This is a genomic window from Burkholderia lata (assembly GCF_000012945.1).
Taxonomy (GTDB): Bacteria; Pseudomonadota; Gammaproteobacteria; order Burkholderiales; family Burkholderiaceae; genus Burkholderia; species Burkholderia lata.
The window spans coordinates 1,524,733-1,539,936 of the sequence record NC_007510.1; the positions used below are offsets into that span (position 1 = coordinate 1,524,733).

A 15,204-nucleotide genomic window follows, 5' to 3' on the forward strand; every position below is an offset into this window, starting at 1 on the left:
GCACGCCATGAAAGCTGCCGAAATCCGCGAGAAATTCCTCAAATTCTTCGAATCGAAGGGCCACACGATCGTCCGCTCGTCGAGCCTCGTGCCCGGTAACGACCCCACGCTGATGTTCACGAACTCGGGCATGGTCCAGTTCAAGGACGTGTTCCTCGGCACGGATCCGCGTCCGTACTCGCGCGCCACGACGGCGCAGCGCAGCGTGCGCGCGGGCGGCAAGCACAACGACCTCGAGAACGTCGGCTACACGGCGCGTCACCACACGTTCTTCGAGATGCTCGGCAACTTCTCGTTCGGCGACTACTTCAAGCACGACGCGATCAAGTTCGCGTGGGAGCTGCTGACCACGGTCTACCAGCTGCCGAAGGACAAGCTGTGGGTCACCGTGTACCAGGAAGACGACGAGGCCTACGACATCTGGGCGAAGGAAGTCGGCGTGCCGACCGAGCGCATCATCCGCATCGGCGACAACAAGGGCGCGCGCTACGCATCGGACAACTTCTGGACGATGGGCGACACCGGCCCGTGCGGCCCGTGTACCGAAATCTTCTACGACCACGGCCCGGACGTGTGGGGCGGCCCGCCGGGGTCGCCTGAAGAAGACGGCGATCGCTACATCGAGATCTGGAACCTCGTGTTCATGCAGTTCAACCGCGACGCGCAGGGCAACATGACGCGCCTGCCGAAGCAGTCGGTCGACACCGGCATGGGCCTCGAGCGTCTCGCCGCGGTGCTGCAGCACGTGCACAGCAACTACGAGATCGACCTGTTCCAGAACCTGATCAAGGCCGCCGCGCGCGTGACCGAAATCAGCGACCTCACGAACAACTCGCTGAAGGTGATCGCCGATCACATCCGCGCATGCTCGTTCCTGATCGTCGACGGCGTGATCCCCGGCAACGAAGGCCGCGGCTACGTGCTGCGCCGGATCGTGCGCCGCGCGATCCGCCACGGCTACAAGCTCGGCCGCAAGGGCTCGTTCTTCCACAAGCTGGTGGCCGACCTCGTCGCCGAGATGGGCGTCGCGTATCCGGAGCTGAAGGAAGCCGAACAGCGCGTGACCGACGTGCTGCGCCAGGAAGAAGAGCGCTTCTTCGAGACGATCGAGCACGGCATGTCGATCCTCGAAGGCGCGCTGGCCGACGTCGAAGCGAAGGGCGGCAAGGTGCTCGACGGCGAGCTCGCGTTCAAGCTGCACGACACCTACGGCTTCCCGCTCGACCTCACGGCCGACGTGTGCCGCGAGCGCGGGATGACGGTCGACGAGCCGGCATTCGACGACGCGATGGCGCGCCAGCGGGAACAGGCGCGTGCGGCCGGCAAGTTCAAGGCCGCGCAGGGCCTCGAATACACGGGCGCGAAGACCACGTTCCACGGCTATGAAGAAATCGCGTTCGACGACGCGAAGATCGTCGCGCTGTACGTCGACGGTTCGTCGGTCAACGAAGTGAAGACCGGCCAGGACGCGGTCGTCGTGCTCGACCACACGCCGTTCTACGCGGAATCGGGCGGCCAGGTCGGCGACCAGGGCGTGCTCGCGAACGCCGCGACGCGCTTCGCGGTGGCCGATACGCTGAAGGTGCAGGCTGACGTGATCGGTCACCACGGCACGCTGGAGCAGGGCACGCTGAAGGTCGGCGACGTGCTGCGCGCGGAAATCGACGCGCATCGCCGCGCCCGCACGCAGCGCAACCACTCGGCCACCCACCTGATGCACAAGGCGCTGCGCGAAGTGCTCGGCGCGCACGTGCAGCAGAAGGGTTCGCTGGTCGACGCGGAAAAGACCCGTTTCGACTTCGCGCACAACGCGCCGATGACCGACGACGAAATCCGTCGCGTCGAGCAGATCGTCAACAACGAAATCCTCGCGAACGCGCCGGGCATCGTGCGCGTGATGCCGTACGACGAAGCGGTGAAGGGCGGCGCGATGGCGCTGTTCGGCGAGAAGTACGGCGATGAAGTGCGCGTGCTCGACCTCGGCTTCTCGCGCGAACTGTGCGGCGGCACGCACGTGAGCCGCAGCGGCGACATCGGCTTCTTCAAGATCGTCGTCGAAGGCGGCGTCGCGGCCGGCATCCGCCGTGTCGAGGCGATCACCGGCGACAACGCGGTGCGCTACGTGCAGGAACTCGACGCGCGCGTGAACGAAGCCGCGGCCGCGCTGAAGGCGCAGCCGTCGGAACTCACGCAGCGTATCGCGCAGGTGCAGGACCAGGTGAAGTCGCTCGAGAAGGAACTGGGCGCGCTGAAGTCGAAGCTCGCATCGAGCCAGGGCGACGAGCTCGCGCAGCAGGCCGTCGAAATCGGCGGCGTGTTCGTGCTGGCCGCGACGCTCGACGGCGCCGACGCGAAGACGCTGCGCGAAACGGTCGACAAGCTGAAGGACAAGCTGAAGAGCGCGGCGATCGTGCTGGCAGCCGTCGAAAGCGGCAAGGTCAGCCTGATCGCGGGTGTCACGCCCGACGCGAGCAAGAAGGTCAAGGCCGGCGAGCTCGTGAACTTCGTCGCGCAGCAGGTCGGCGGCAAGGGCGGCGGCCGTCCGGACATGGCGCAGGCAGGCGGCACCGAGCCGGCGAACCTGCCGGGCGCGCTGGCTGGCGTGAAGGGCTGGGTCGAAGAGCGGCTCTGATCGTTCCGACCGATGCGATGCCGTCTCGTTACGGCATCGCGTGAAATGAAAAAGACCCGATCGGCACATGCCGGTCGGGTCTTTTTGCTGGTACGCCGGAACAATGAATGCCGGCGGCCCGACGATTCAGGCCGGCACGGTGGCCGGCGGCTGCGCCGCACCGTCCGGCTGCCGTGCGGCCGCGTCGCTCAACGCATCGCGTAACGCGGCCAGCGCCGCCGATGCATAGCCCTGCCGCCACGCGAGCAGCGTATCGATGCCTTCCAGTTCGGGGATCACGTGCGCGGTGATGTTGCCGGTCTCGGGCTGCAGGTCGAGCACCGAACGCGGCGCGACCGCGATGCCGGCACCCGCCGCGACGCACGCGACGATCGCGTGATACGACCCGAGTTCGAGCACGCGCGCCGGCTTGACGCCATGCGCCGCGTACCACTGCTCGACGTACTTGCGATACGTGCAGCCGCGCTCGAATGCGATCAGCGTCGGCAGGATCACGTCGCGCGGCGTGCGCACCGGCGGGTGGCCGCGTGGGGTGAGCAGCACCAGGTTTTCGCGGAAGACCGGTACCGTCTCGAACGTGTCGGGCAGCGTGTCCGGCGCGGGCGGGCGCGCGAACAGCGCGGCGTCGATCTCGAAGTCGCGCACGCGGTCGATCAGCCAGCCCGTCGTGCCCGTCAGCAGTTCGAGCGACACGTCGGGCCACGCGTCGTGATAGCGCGCGAGCACGGTCGGCAGGCGGCTCGCAGCCGTGCTCTCCATCGTGCCGAGCCGCAGCCGACCGCGCGGCGTGTCCTCGCGTACCGCGTCGCGTGCCTCGTCGGCGAGCGCGAGCAGGCGCTCCGCATACGGCAGCAGCGTGTGCCCGGCCGGCGTCAGCACGAGCCGGCGGCCGTCGCGCACGAACAGCGCCGCACCGAGCTCTTCCTCGAGCTGCTTGATGCGCGTCGTGACGTTCGACTGCACGCGATTGAGCTTGGCCGCCGCGCGCGTCACGCCGTTCTCGCGCACCACGGCCCGGAAAATCGCCAGTGCCGCCAGGTCCATGATTCTCTCCGAGCGATGGGTGGATTCTTAATTATTCATTTCTCAAGAACGTTTGGTCAAGCTAGGATGGAAGCATTCCGGTTTCCGATCCGGCCGGCGCGTTAAACGCCTGCCCATGCCGCCATGTCCCGCTCGAACGCCCCGATCGCCCCGACTGCCGCCGCCGGCGCGTCTCCCGTCGATGATGCCGACCGCCGCGCCCGCACGGCCGCACTGGCCTGCATGGTCGGCCTCGCGGTCGTGCTCGGTGTCGGCCGCTTTGCGTTCACGCCCTTGTTGCCGCTGATGCTCGCGGACGGTTCGATCGGCCTGAAGGCCGGCGGCTGGCTCGCGTCGGCGAACTACGCGGGCTACTTCGTCGGCGCGGTCAGTTGCGCCGCGCTGCGGGTGGCGCCCGCGCGCATGGTGCGCATCGGGCTCGTGGCCACCGTGCTGCTCACCGCCGCGATGGGTGTCGGCCATCTGCTGCCCGTGTGGCTCGCGGTGCGCTTCGTGGCCGGCGTCGTCAGCGCGTGGACGTTCGTGTTCGTGTCGCAATGGGGGCTGCGGCGCCTGGCCGAACTGCATGCGCCGGAGTGGAGCGGGGTGATCTACGCGGGGCCCGGCGTCGGCATCGTGGTGACGGGGCTGATCGGCAGCGCGCTGGCCGGCCAGCGCGCTGCGTCGGGCTGGCTGGGGTTCGCGGCGCTGTCGGCCGTGCTGTCTGTCGTGATCTGGCGCACGTTTGCAGTTGCCCCGGCGCAAGCCGTGCCGGCGGGCGGTGCCGCGTCGCACGCGGCCGCCGCAACCGCGACGATGCCGGCCGAGACGCGCCGCCATCACGCGGACGCCGCGTGGCTCGTCGTGCTGTACGGCATGCCGGGCTTCGGCTACATCATCACCGCGACGTTCCTGCCGGTGATCGCGCGCGCCGCGCTGCCGGCCGGTTCGCCGTGGCCCGACCTGTTCTGGCCGATGTTCGGCGCGGCGCTGATCGTCGGCGCGATTACCGCCGCGCGACTGCCCGGCCACTGGGACAACCGGCTGCTGCTGGCCGCCGGCTGCGCGACGCAGGCGCTCGGCATCGCCGCCGGGATCGTGTGGCCGAACGCGGCCGGCTTCTCGATCGGCAGCGCGCTGCTCGGCCTGCCGTTCACCGCGATCACGCTGTTCGCGATGCGCGAGGCGCGGCGTTTGCACGGCGAGCGGGCCGCCGGGCTGATGGGCTATGCGACCGCGTCGTACGGGGTCGGGCAGATTCTCGGCCCGCTCGTCGCGGCGCCGCTGGCCGCGCGCTTCGGGTCGTTTTCCCCCGCGCTGTGGGTTGCGGTAGCCGCGCTGCTGCTGGGCGCCGCCGGCTTCGCGGCGACCGCCGCACGAAGGCGCCTGCAACCCTGATTTCGGCGGGGCCGGATCGTCTGCGGCACGGGCAAACTCGCTAGAATGAAGCCTTTCCCGCGCCGAGCGGGTGCGCGGGCAGCCGGCTGGCGGCCGTCCGGCGCCTGCCAGATCTCCATCGATGACCACCGCCGATTACCGCTTTTGCCCGCGCTGCGCGAGCCCGCTCACCGAGCGCGCCGATCCCGACCATGAAGGCGGCCGCATTCGCCAGGCGTGCCCCGACGACAGCTGCGGCTATGTCCACTGGAACAACCCGCTGCCCGTCGTCGCCGCGATCGTCGAGCTCGACGGCAAGATCCTGCTCGCGCGCAACGCGGCCTGGCCCGAAGGCATGTTCGCGCTGATCACCGGCTTCCTCGAGAACGGCGAGACGCCCGAGGACGGCATCGCGCGCGAGGTGTTCGAGGAAACGGCGCTGAAGGCCGAGCAGGTGTCGCTCGTCGGCGTCTACGAATTCATCCGCAAGAACGAGCTGATCATCGCGTACCACGTGCGTGCATCGGGCACGGTCGCGCTCTCGCCGGAACTGCTCGAATACAAGCTCGTCGATCCGCCGCTGCTGCGCCCGTGGCGCGCCGGCACGGGCATCGCGCTCGCCGACTGGATGCGTGCGCGCGGCCTCGATTTCGAATTCGTCGACCGGCCGGGGCAGTGACGGACCGGCCCGTCAGCAGGGCTGCATCCGCCGTGCCGCGAGCGATCGCGGCGCGGCGTTCCGCTTCTTGCCGGTGCGCCGTGTCCCGCGGCCGCCGCGCGTCGTCCTCATCGCTTCCATCGTCCTGACCGCCATCGCCATGTCCGACAAGCCGCAACCGCGTCCGCGCGACGCCTATCGCCACTTCCTGCCGATCACGACCCGCTGGATGGACAACGACGTCTACGGGCACGTGAACAACGTCGTGTACTACAGCTACTTTGACACGGTCGTGAACGAATACCTGATCCGCGCGGGCGCGCTCGACGTCGAGCACGGGCAGACGATCGGCCTCGTGGTCGAGACGCAGTGCAACTACTTCGCGCCGCTCGTGTTCCCGCAGTCGGTCGATGCCGGGCTGCGGGTCGTGAAGCTCGGCACGTCGAGCGTGCGCTACGAGGTCGGGCTGTTCGCACAGGGCGACGCGTCGCCCGCCGCGCAGGGGCATTTCGTGCACGTGTACGTCGATCGCGCCACGCGCCGGCCGGTGCCGCTGCCCGACGCGCTGCGCGCCGCGCTCGAGCCGCTCGCGGCCTGACTTCGCAGTGCACGCGTTCGCGCTCCAGGCCTTCAACGGCCTCAGCTACGGCTTGCTGCTGTTCATGCTGTCGGCCGGACTCACGCTGATCTTCAGCGTGCAGGGCGTGCTCAATTTCGCGCATGCGAGCTTCTACATGCTCGGCGCCTATGTCGGCTACAGCATCGCGGCCGGCGCGGGCTTCTGGCCCGCGCTGGTGCTCGCGCCGCTCGCGGTCGGGCTGCTCGGCGCCGGTTGCGAACGCATGTTGCTGCGCCGCGTGCAGGCGCGCAGCCATACGAGCGAACTGCTGCTGACCTTCGGCCTCGCGTACCTGATCGGCGAGGGCGCGAAACTCGTGTGGGGCCTCGCGCCGCTGCCGGCACCCGTGCCGGCGTTGTTCGACGGCGCGCCCGTGACCGTATTCGGCCTCGCGCTGCCGCGCTACCGGCTGTTCATGATGGGGATGTCCACGGCGATGCTGGTCGCGCTTGGCGCGCTGCTGCGCGCGTCGCGCATCGGGCTCGTCGTGCGCGCGGCGCTCACGCACCGTGCGGCCGTCGAGGCGCTCGGCTACGACGTGCCGCGCGTGATGACGGCGCTGTTCGGCGCGGGCACCGCGCTCGCGGCGCTGGCCGGCGTGATCGGCGCGCCGCTCGCGGTGATCGAACCCGCGCTGGCCGAAACCGTCGGGTCGGTCGTGTTCGCGGTCGTCGTGATCGGCGGGCTCGGCTCGCTCGGCGGCGCATTCGCGGCGTCGCTCGCGGTCGGCTTCGCGCAGACCTTCGCGGCCGCGAGCGACACGTCGCTGCGCGACCTCACGGAATGGGCCGGCATCGCGCTGCCCGACAGCGTGGCCGCGGTGTCGATCGCGCAGCTTGCGCCGCTGGTGCCGTACCTGCTGCTCGTCGTGGTGCTGGTCGCGCGACCGCGCGGGCTGTTCGGCGAGCGTGCCGATGCGTAACCGTACGCTCGCCGGCGTCGCGCGCTGGTCCCTGTTCGCCGCATGCGTCGCGCTGCCCGCGTGGCTGTGGCCGCATGGCGCGGTGCTCGGCTATCTCGCGCAGACGGCCGCGCTCGTCGTGCTCGCACTGTCGTACAACCTGCAGCTCGGCACGACCGGGCTGCTGTCGTTCGGGCACGCGGCGTTCGCGGGCCTCGGTGCGTTCGCGGCCGCACACTGGTTCAACCACTTTGGCGGCCCGCTGCCGCTGTTGCCGCTCGTCGGCGGCGTGGCCGGCGCCGGTTTCGGCTTCGCCGCCGGGCTGCTCGCGACGCGCCGCGCGGGCACCGCGTTCGCGATGATCACGCTCGGGCTCGGCGAATGCGTCGCCGCCGCCGCGTGGAGCGTGCCCGCCTGGTTCGGCGGGATCGGCGGTGTGCCGATCGACCGCGCGAGCGGCACACCGTGGGGCGGCTGGCATTTCGGCGCACCCGTCCAGGCGTATGCGGTGATCGCTGCGTGGTGCCTCGCATCGGCATGGGCGATGCACGCGCTGACGCGCACGCCGCTCGCGCGGCTCGCGAATGCCGTGCGCGACAACCCCGTGCGCGTCGCCGCGCTCGGCACCGATCCGCGCCGCGTGCGGCTCGCGATGGTCACCTGCGCGTCGTTCTTCGCCGGCGTCGCCGGCACACTGACGCTGATCGACGTCGAAATCGCGACGCCCGACAGCGTATCGATGGCGCGTTCGGCGACCGTGCTGATCGCCGCGGTGATCGGCGGCACCGGCGCGTTCTTCGGGCCGGCGGCCGGCGCGGCCGTGCTGACCGCGCTGAGCATCGTCGTCGCGGGCGTGTCGCGCGCGTGGGCGCTGTATCTCGGCGTGCTGTTCGTCGTGATCGTCGTGGCCGCGCCGCGCGGCATCGCCGGGATCGCGCAAGCGCTCGCGCAGGCATGGCGGCGCGGCGCGCCGGCGGCCGAACGGTGGCGCATGCTGTGCGCGGTCGGTGCGTGCGTGTTCTGGGGCGTCGCGCTGGTCTGCGCGGCCGAGCTCGGCTATGCGTGGCGCTTCGCGCAGGACGACGGCGCGGGCTTCGCGTTCGGCGCCTGGAGCATCGACGCCGATACGCCGGCCGGCTGGGCCGTCGCGTGCTCCGCATTCGGCATCGGCACGCTGCTGTGGGGCTGGCGCGCGCGGCTCGTGCCGGGCGGGCAGGCCGGCAAGCGGGAGGACGGGCGATGAACGGCAACGCGATCGCGCTTCACGGTGTGGTGCAGCGCTTCGGCGCGCAGACGGTGCTCGACGGCGTCGAGCTGAGCATTGCGGCCGGCGAGCGTCATGCGCTGATCGGGCCGAACGGCGCGGGCAAGTCGACGCTGTTCGGCGTGATCGCCGGTGCGGTGCGGCCCACGCGCGGGCGCGTCGTGCTGCACGGCGTCGAGCTGCGCGGGCGCGGGCCGGTCGTCGCGAGCCGGCTCGGCATCGGCCGCAGTTTCCAGCAGACGAGTGCGTTCGCGCGGCTGACGGTGTTCGACAACCTGCGCTGCGCGGCGCTGCATGCGCCGGCCGAACGGCGGCGCTGGTGGAACCGGCTGCGCGAATCGGCGTCGGTCGATCTCGCGGCCGAGCGCGTGCTGCACGACATCGGCCTCGATGCACACCGCGACACGCCGGCCGCCGAGCTGAGCTACGCGGAACAGCGCGCGCTCGATCTCGGGATCGCACTCGCGAGCGGCGCGCGCACGCTGCTGCTCGACGAGCCGACGGCCGGCATGAGCCGTGCGCAGGCGGCGCGGATGATCGCGCTGATTCGTGCGACGACGCAGGGCCGCACGGTATTGCTGATCGAGCACGACATGGATGCGGTGTTCGGCTTCGCCGAACGCATCACGGTGCTCGTGCGCGGCACGGTGGTCGCGACCGGCGCGCCCGATGCGATCCGCACCGATCCGGCCGTGCGTGCCGCCTATCTCGGCGAGGGCGGCCCATGAGCGCGTTGCTCGACATTCGCGACCTGCGCGCATGGTACGGGCTGCAACCCGTGCTCGACGGCGTCGATCTCGCGCTGGCGCCCGGCGAGACGCTCGCGCTGCTCGGCCGCAACGGTTCGGGGCGCTCGACGCTCGCGAAGGCCGTGATGGGGCTCGTGCGCACGGCAGGCTCGGTGCGCATCGGCGGCGCCGAATGCGTGGGCGCACGCACGTTCGAGATCGCGCGGCGCGGCGTGGCTTACGTTGCCGAAAGCCGCGACGTATTCCCGCTGCTGACGGTGCGTGACAACCTGCGGCTCGGGCTGCGCGGCGCCAGCGGCGCGGCCGAGCACACGGCGCTCGAACGGCTGTTCGACCGCTTTCCGTTGCTGGCCGCGCGCGCGGACGTGAAGGCGGGGCGGCTGTCGGGCGGCGAGCAGCAGGTGCTTGCGCTGGTGCGGGCGCTGGCCGGCCGCCCGCGCGTGCTGATCGTCGATGAACCGGCCGAAGGGCTCGCGCCGCTAGCCGTCGACGAAGTCGGCGCATGCCTCGCCGCGCTGCAGGCCGACGGTGTCGCGATCGTGCTGATCGAGCAGCGGCTGCAGTTCGCGCCAAGGCTCGCGCGGCGCGTCGCGGTCATGGGGCGCGGACGGATCGTCTACGACGGTGCACTCGACGGCCTGGGCGGCGGTGTCGCGAACGCATGGCTGAGCGCCGGCTGACGGCACGCGTGCGATTGTTCGGAAAACTCCGCCAGTCAATTCGTGTCGAGCCGCTTTATCGCCGCCGCAGCGCACAGTAAATTTCCAGCCATACCGGTTGCGCATCGACGCAACAACCCGGCAACCGGCACCATCCATCGAGAGTCTTCTGACTGAGGAATGAGATCATGAGCAAGCTGGCAAACAAGGTAGCGATCGTCACGGGCGGATCGAAGGGCATCGGCGCGGCGATCGCGAAGGCGCTGGCCGCGGAAGGCGCGTCGGTCGTGGTCAACTACGCGAGCAGCAAGGCGGGCGCCGACGCGGTCGTCAGCGCGATCGTCGAAGCCGGTGGCCGTGCGGTTGCGGTTGGCGGCGACGTGTCGAAGGCGGCCGATGCACAGCGCATCGTCGATACCGCGATCGACACGTACGGGCGTCTCGACGTGCTCGTCAACAATTCCGGCGTGTACGAATTCGGCGCGATCGAGGCGATCACGGAAGAACATTACCGCCGCCAGTTCGACACGAACGTGTTCGGCGTGCTGCTGATGACCCAGGCAGCCGTCAAGCATCTCGGCGAAGGCGCGAGCATCGTCAACATCAGCTCGGTGGTGACCAGCATCACGCCGCCCGCGAGCGCCGTGTACAGCGGCACCAAGGGCGCTGTCGATGCGATCACCGGCGTGCTCGCGCTCGAACTCGGCCCGCGCAAGATTCGCGTGAACGCGATCAACCCGGGGATGATCGTGACCGAAGGCACGCACAGCGCGGGCATCATCGGTTCCGATCTCGACAAGCAGGTGCGCAGCGAGACGCCGCTCGGCCGTCTCGGCGAACCGGACGACATCGCGTCGGTGGCCGTGTTCCTCGCATCGGACGATGCACGCTGGATGACCGGCGAGCATCTCGTCGTGAGCGGCGGGTTGAACTGATCCGGCAAGGGCGGTGCGGCGGCGCGCCCGCGCCGGTCGTGCCGCCCGTTTCGTTACGCGTGCATCGCGAGTGCGTAACGGCCGACGTGCCACTGCAGGCTCTCGACGACGAGCGCGTGATTGTGCGCCGAGTCGAGCCCCGCGATCGTCATCGCGCCGACGATGCCGGTGCCGGCGATCCGCAACGGCACACCGCCGCCGTCGAGCGCATAGTCGTCATCCGACAGCCCCTGCGACTGCAGCGACCAGCCGGCGCGTCGAAAGCGCTCGCCGACCGCGAGCGAACTCAGGCCGAAGCGCAATACCGTGTTCTGCCGCCGGCGGATCGCGTCGCTGTCGCCAGCGTGGCTGCCGTCGAGCGCGCAGTAGAACAGCGGCGCCTGCTCGCCGACGATGCTCACCGCGATCGGCAGCCCGCGGCGCGAGGCAAGGTTGACAGCGATTTCACCCATCCGGCGAGCGATGGCCGCATCGAAGCGCGGCAGCGCCGGGTTCGACGCGTCGTCGTCGAAGGAGTGGGGTTCGAGGCGAAAGAGGGTCGTCACCATGGCGGCTCCGTGGCGTCGCCGGCTCTGGGTGCGCGTGCCGGGCGTCGCATCGTCACGGGCCGCGCGCGGGCCCGTCGTTCCATCAGCGCTTCGGTGCGTCGAGCATCCACTCGTGCGCGGGGTCGTTTTTGAACGCCCACGCGCGGCTCGGCCCGGCCATCACGTTCAGGTAGTACAGGTTGTAGCCGTGCGGTGCGACGACCGGGTGATAGCCGCGCGGCACCATCACGACGTCGTGGTCCTCGACCGCGCACGCTTCGTCGAGGCTGCGGTCGTCCGTGTACACGCGCTGGAACGCGAAACCCTGCGGCGGATCGATCCGGTGGTAGTAGGTTTCCTCGAGCGACGTTTCTTCCGGCGCCGCGTCGCGATCGTGCTTGTGCGGCGGATAGCTGCTTGAATGGCTGGCCGGCGTGACGACCTCGACGACGAGCAGCCGGTCGGCCGCCGGGTTGTCGCCCATCAGGATGTCGCACACGTAGCGCGTGTTGGTGCCTTGCCCGCGTACCGAACGGCGCATCCGTTCGCCGTCGAGGCGTTGCACGGGCTTGTCGCCGCTCGCGTACGGCGCGGTGCACAGCGCGATTTCCGCATCGCGCGTCGCGACCAGCGTGACCGTCTTGCCGCCCGGGATGTACAGCGCGTCCGGCGACACGTCCTCGAAGACGCTGTCGCGCTTGCCGAGCGCATCGTAGGTGTTGCCGTCGACCTCCGCGCGCACCGTGCCGGTGAGCACGACGACGCACAGCTCGCGCGCGCCGGTGTCGAGCGTTTCGGTGTCGCCGGCCTTCAGGCGCAGTGCCCGAAAACCGACGTGCTTCCAGCCGGCCGACTCGGGCGTGACGTTGCAGATCTCGCGGTCGGCCGAGGCCTTGACCAGCAGGGGAGAAATCGTCATGGGGTGGGGCTCCGCAATAGAGTAGGGCTCATGCGTTCATGCGTTCATGCGTTCACGCGCTCACGCGCTCAACCGGTCGACGATCGCGCGCAGCGATTCGTAGCCCTTCTTCGCATACGCATAGCTCGGCGCGACGGCCGGATCCTGCTCGGCCTCGACGACGAGCCAGCCTTCGTAGCCGGCGTCCTTCAGCGTGCGCAGCGTCGCGTCGTAATCGAGCGCACCGTCGCCCGGCACCGTGAAGGTGCCGTTGATCACGCCGTTCAGGAAGCTCCAGCCGTCATTGCGCGCCTGCGTGACGACCTGCGCCCGCACGTCCTTGCAATGCACGTGGACGACCCGCGATACATGCTTCTTCAACAGCGTGACCGGGTCGGCCGCGCCGCCGAAATACGCGTGGCCGGTATCGAACAGCAGGAACACCTTCGCCGGGTCGGTGAGCGCCATCAGCCGGTCGACGTCGTCGGGCGACTCGACGTACGCGCCCATGTGGTGATGGTAGGCGAGCTTGATGCCGTACGTGTCGAGCAGGTGCGCGCCGAATGCGTCGAGGCGCGCCGCGTAGCGCCGCCAGGCTGCGTCGTCGACGAAGCGCGGCCGCTTCGCGACCGGCGTGTCGATGTTGCCCTGGATCGTCCCCGCGCATTCGCCGTAGACCACCACCTTCACGTCGTTGTACTGCAGCTTCGTCATGTGCGCGCGGCAGCGCTCGATCTCCGCGGCGAGCGCATCGGCGTCGCTCATGCCCGGCGCGACTTCGGCGAGGAAGCCCGAATACCAGCCGGACACACACACGAGGCCGAACTCGGCGAGCTTCGCCTTCAGCTCGGGGCCCGTCTTCGGAAACTTGTTGCCGAGCTCGAAGCCCGCGTAGCCGATTTCGGCGCCTTCCTTCAGCGCTGTTTCGAGCGGCGTCTCGCCGCCGAGCGACGGCAGGTCGTCGTTCATCCACGACAGGGGATTGATACCGATGCGGACGTTCCAGCTCATGACGGGGTTCCTTGGTTCGACTATGTTTTTTGCGGGGAGGGTTCGTGGGCAAGTGCGCGCGATCAACGCCGCTGCCGGGTCTTCGCATCGAGATACGCGCGGTGTGCTGCGTCGACGCCGGCGCGTTCGGATACTTGCGGCACCGCGACCTCCCACCACGCGCCGCCGTCGTCGGTCGTGCGCTGGTGCGTGGTGTCGATCACGAGCACCTGGCTCGTCTTTGCCGCGCGGGCGCGCTTCATCTCGCTGCGCAGCTCGCCGATGTCGCGCACGTGCACGGCTTCGGCGCCCATCGCACGCGCATGCATCGCGAAATCGATCGTCGAGCGCTCGCCGCCCTCCGGCACGCAGTCGTCGAGCATGTTGTTGAAGCTCGCGCCACCGCAATTCAGTTGCAGCCGCTCGATGCAGCCGTAGCCGCGGTTGTCGAGGATCACGACGATGATCTTGCGGCCGAGCATCACCGACGTCGCGAGTTCCGCGTTGAGCATCATGTACGAGCCGTCGCCGACGATCACGATCACTTCGCGCTCGGGCCGCGCAAGCTTCGCGCCGAGGCCGCCCGCGACTTCGTAGCCCATGCACGAGTACGCATAGTCCATGTGGTAGTTGCCCGGCACGCCGCTGCGCCACAGCTTGTGCAGCTCGGCCGGCAGCGTACCGGCCGCGCATACGACGAGGTCGTCGCGCGCGCTGTCGAGTCCCGCGTCGGTTGCGGAATCGCGCACCGCGCCGATCACTTCCGCGTCGTACGGCAGCGTGTCTTTCGGCACGCGCGTCGTGAGTTCGGTCACGCGCGCATTCCATGCGGCGGCCTGGTCGCGGTTGCTTGCGGTCCATGCCGGGTCGGCCTGCCAGCCGGCCAGTGCGGCCGACAGCTGGCCGAGGCCCGTGCGCGCATCGGCCACCAGTTGACGGCCGCGTTTCTTGCCCGCGTCGAACGGCTGCACGTTCAGGCTCAACAGCGTCGCGTTGCCGTAGAGCGCATGCGAGCCGGTCGTGAAATCCTGCAGCCGCGTGCCGACTGCGAACACCACGTCGGCCTGCGCGGCCGCACGGTTCGCGGCAGGCGAGCCCGTCACGCCGATCGACCCGAGATTCAGCGGATGGTCCCACGCGAGGCTGCCCTTGCCGGCCTGCGATTCGGCGACCGGCACGCCATGCGTATCGGCGAACGCACGCAGCGCGTCCCATGCCTGGCTGTACAGCACGCCGCCGCCCGCGACGATCAGCGGTTTCTTCGCGGCCTTCAGCATGTCGAGCGCATCGGCGAGTTCGAGCGCGTCGGCCGGCGGCCGGCGCATCCGGATCACCGGCGGCGCGAAGAAATCCTCGGGCCAGTCGAACGCGAAGGTCTGCACGTCCTGCGGCAGCGCGAGGCACACGGGGCCGCATTGCGCGGGGTCGGTCATCACCTGGATCGCACGCGGCAGCGCGACGAGCAACTGCTCGGGCGACGTGATCCGGTCGAAGTAGCGTGTCACCGGCCGGAAGCAGTCGTTCGCGCTGACGTCGCCCTGTTCGAAATCCTCGACCTGCTGCAGCACGGGGTCGGGCAGCCGCGACACGAACACGTCGCCGGGCAGCAGCAACAACGGCAGCCGGCCGACGTGCGCGATCGCGGCCGACGTCAGCATGTTGGTCGCGCCGGGGCCGATGCTCGACGTCGCGGCCATCATCCGCTGGCGGAAATTCGCTTTCGCGAACGCGACGGCCGCATTGGCCATCCCTTGCTCGTTGTGCGCGCGGAAGGTCGGCAGGCGGTCTTTTTCCGCGTGCAGCGCCTCGCCGAGCCCGGCCACGTTGCCGTGGCCGAAGATCGCGAACACGCCGCCGCAGTACGGCAGGATCTCGGTGCGGCCGTCGGGCTGGACGACTTCGGCGCGCAGGGCGGCCAGGTAGCGCACGAGCGCCTGGCTGACGGTCAGTCTCACGGTAGAGGTCATGTCGG

The 15,204-nt window shown here is 69.8% G+C and carries 14 protein-coding genes; 9 read left to right on the forward strand and 5 right to left on the reverse strand.

The annotated features are described in order from the left end of the window. Positions 1-7 precede the first annotated feature (7 nt). Positions 8-2,632: an alanine--tRNA ligase gene (gene alaS, locus BCEP18194_RS12865; protein ID WP_041492808.1), complete on the forward strand. Its 2,625-nt coding sequence runs from the start codon at positions 8-10 to the stop codon at positions 2,630-2,632. Positions 2,633-2,758: 126 nt separating this feature from the next. Here the strand turns inward: alaS and BCEP18194_RS12870 are convergent, their stop codons facing one another. Continuing rightward, positions 2,759-3,676, reverse strand: a complete 918-nt coding sequence (locus BCEP18194_RS12870; RefSeq protein WP_011351720.1) for a LysR family transcriptional regulator — start codon at positions 3,674-3,676, stop codon at positions 2,759-2,761. 123 nt (positions 3,677-3,799) lie between these two features. Here BCEP18194_RS12870 and BCEP18194_RS12875 point away from each other — a divergent pair, with 123 nt between their 5' ends. From BCEP18194_RS12875 to BCEP18194_RS12910, 8 genes are all read left to right on the forward strand, one after another. Continuing rightward, positions 3,800-5,053, forward strand: a complete 1,254-nt coding sequence (locus BCEP18194_RS12875) for a YbfB/YjiJ family MFS transporter (protein ID WP_011351721.1) — start codon at positions 3,800-3,802, stop codon at positions 5,051-5,053. 121 nt (positions 5,054-5,174) lie between these two features. Beyond that, positions 5,175-5,711, forward strand: coding sequence for an NUDIX domain-containing protein (locus BCEP18194_RS12880; RefSeq protein ID WP_011351722.1), 537 nt, complete (start codon positions 5,175-5,177; stop codon positions 5,709-5,711). Between the two features lie 139 nt (positions 5,712-5,850). Continuing rightward, positions 5,851-6,288, forward strand: coding sequence for an acyl-CoA thioesterase (locus tag BCEP18194_RS12885; RefSeq protein ID WP_011351723.1), 438 nt, complete (start codon positions 5,851-5,853; stop codon positions 6,286-6,288). A 7-nt stretch (positions 6,289-6,295) separates the two neighbouring features. Further along, positions 6,296-7,231, forward strand: coding sequence for a branched-chain amino acid ABC transporter permease (locus BCEP18194_RS12890; protein ID WP_011351724.1), 936 nt, complete (start codon positions 6,296-6,298; stop codon positions 7,229-7,231). After that, complete coding sequence (locus tag BCEP18194_RS12895; protein WP_011351725.1) at positions 7,224-8,453, forward strand: branched-chain amino acid ABC transporter permease; 1,230 nt, start codon at positions 7,224-7,226, stop codon at positions 8,451-8,453. The genes BCEP18194_RS12890 and BCEP18194_RS12895 overlap by 8 nt, the downstream gene beginning before the upstream one ends. After that, complete coding sequence (locus BCEP18194_RS12900; RefSeq protein WP_011351726.1) at positions 8,450-9,202, forward strand: ABC transporter ATP-binding protein; 753 nt, start codon at positions 8,450-8,452, stop codon at positions 9,200-9,202. The genes BCEP18194_RS12895 and BCEP18194_RS12900 overlap by 4 nt, the downstream gene beginning before the upstream one ends. Then, positions 9,199-9,903: an ABC transporter ATP-binding protein gene (locus tag BCEP18194_RS12905; RefSeq protein WP_011351727.1), complete on the forward strand. Its 705-nt coding sequence runs from the start codon at positions 9,199-9,201 to the stop codon at positions 9,901-9,903. Before BCEP18194_RS12900 ends, BCEP18194_RS12905 begins: the two co-directional genes overlap by 4 nt. A gap of 167 nt (positions 9,904-10,070) precedes the next feature. Next, positions 10,071-10,817: an SDR family NAD(P)-dependent oxidoreductase gene (locus BCEP18194_RS12910; protein WP_011351728.1), complete on the forward strand. Its 747-nt coding sequence runs from the start codon at positions 10,071-10,073 to the stop codon at positions 10,815-10,817. Between the two features lie 53 nt (positions 10,818-10,870). On the opposite strand, the gene BCEP18194_RS12915 is transcribed toward BCEP18194_RS12910, so the two are convergent. The 4 genes from BCEP18194_RS12915 to iolD all read right to left on the reverse strand — a co-directional run bounded on the left by BCEP18194_RS12915 (position 10,871) and on the right by iolD (position 15,199). Continuing rightward, positions 10,871-11,365, reverse strand: a complete 495-nt coding sequence (locus BCEP18194_RS12915; protein WP_011351729.1) for a heme-degrading domain-containing protein — start codon at positions 11,363-11,365, stop codon at positions 10,871-10,873. An 82-nt stretch (positions 11,366-11,447) separates the two neighbouring features. Continuing rightward, complete coding sequence (gene iolB / locus BCEP18194_RS12920; RefSeq protein ID WP_011351730.1) at positions 11,448-12,263, reverse strand: 5-deoxy-glucuronate isomerase; 816 nt, start codon at positions 12,261-12,263, stop codon at positions 11,448-11,450. A gap of 60 nt (positions 12,264-12,323) precedes the next feature. Beyond that, the gene (gene iolE, locus BCEP18194_RS12925; RefSeq protein WP_011351731.1) at positions 12,324-13,253 is read right to left on the reverse strand and encodes a myo-inosose-2 dehydratase; all 930 of its coding nucleotides are present in this window, start codon (positions 13,251-13,253) and stop codon (positions 12,324-12,326) included. A gap of 62 nt (positions 13,254-13,315) precedes the next feature. Further along, a complete protein-coding gene (iolD, locus tag BCEP18194_RS12930; protein WP_041492809.1) occupies positions 13,316-15,199 on the reverse strand; it encodes a 3D-(3,5/4)-trihydroxycyclohexane-1,2-dione acylhydrolase (decyclizing) in 1,884 nt (627 codons plus the stop codon). Between the last annotated feature and the right edge of the window lie 5 nt (positions 15,200-15,204).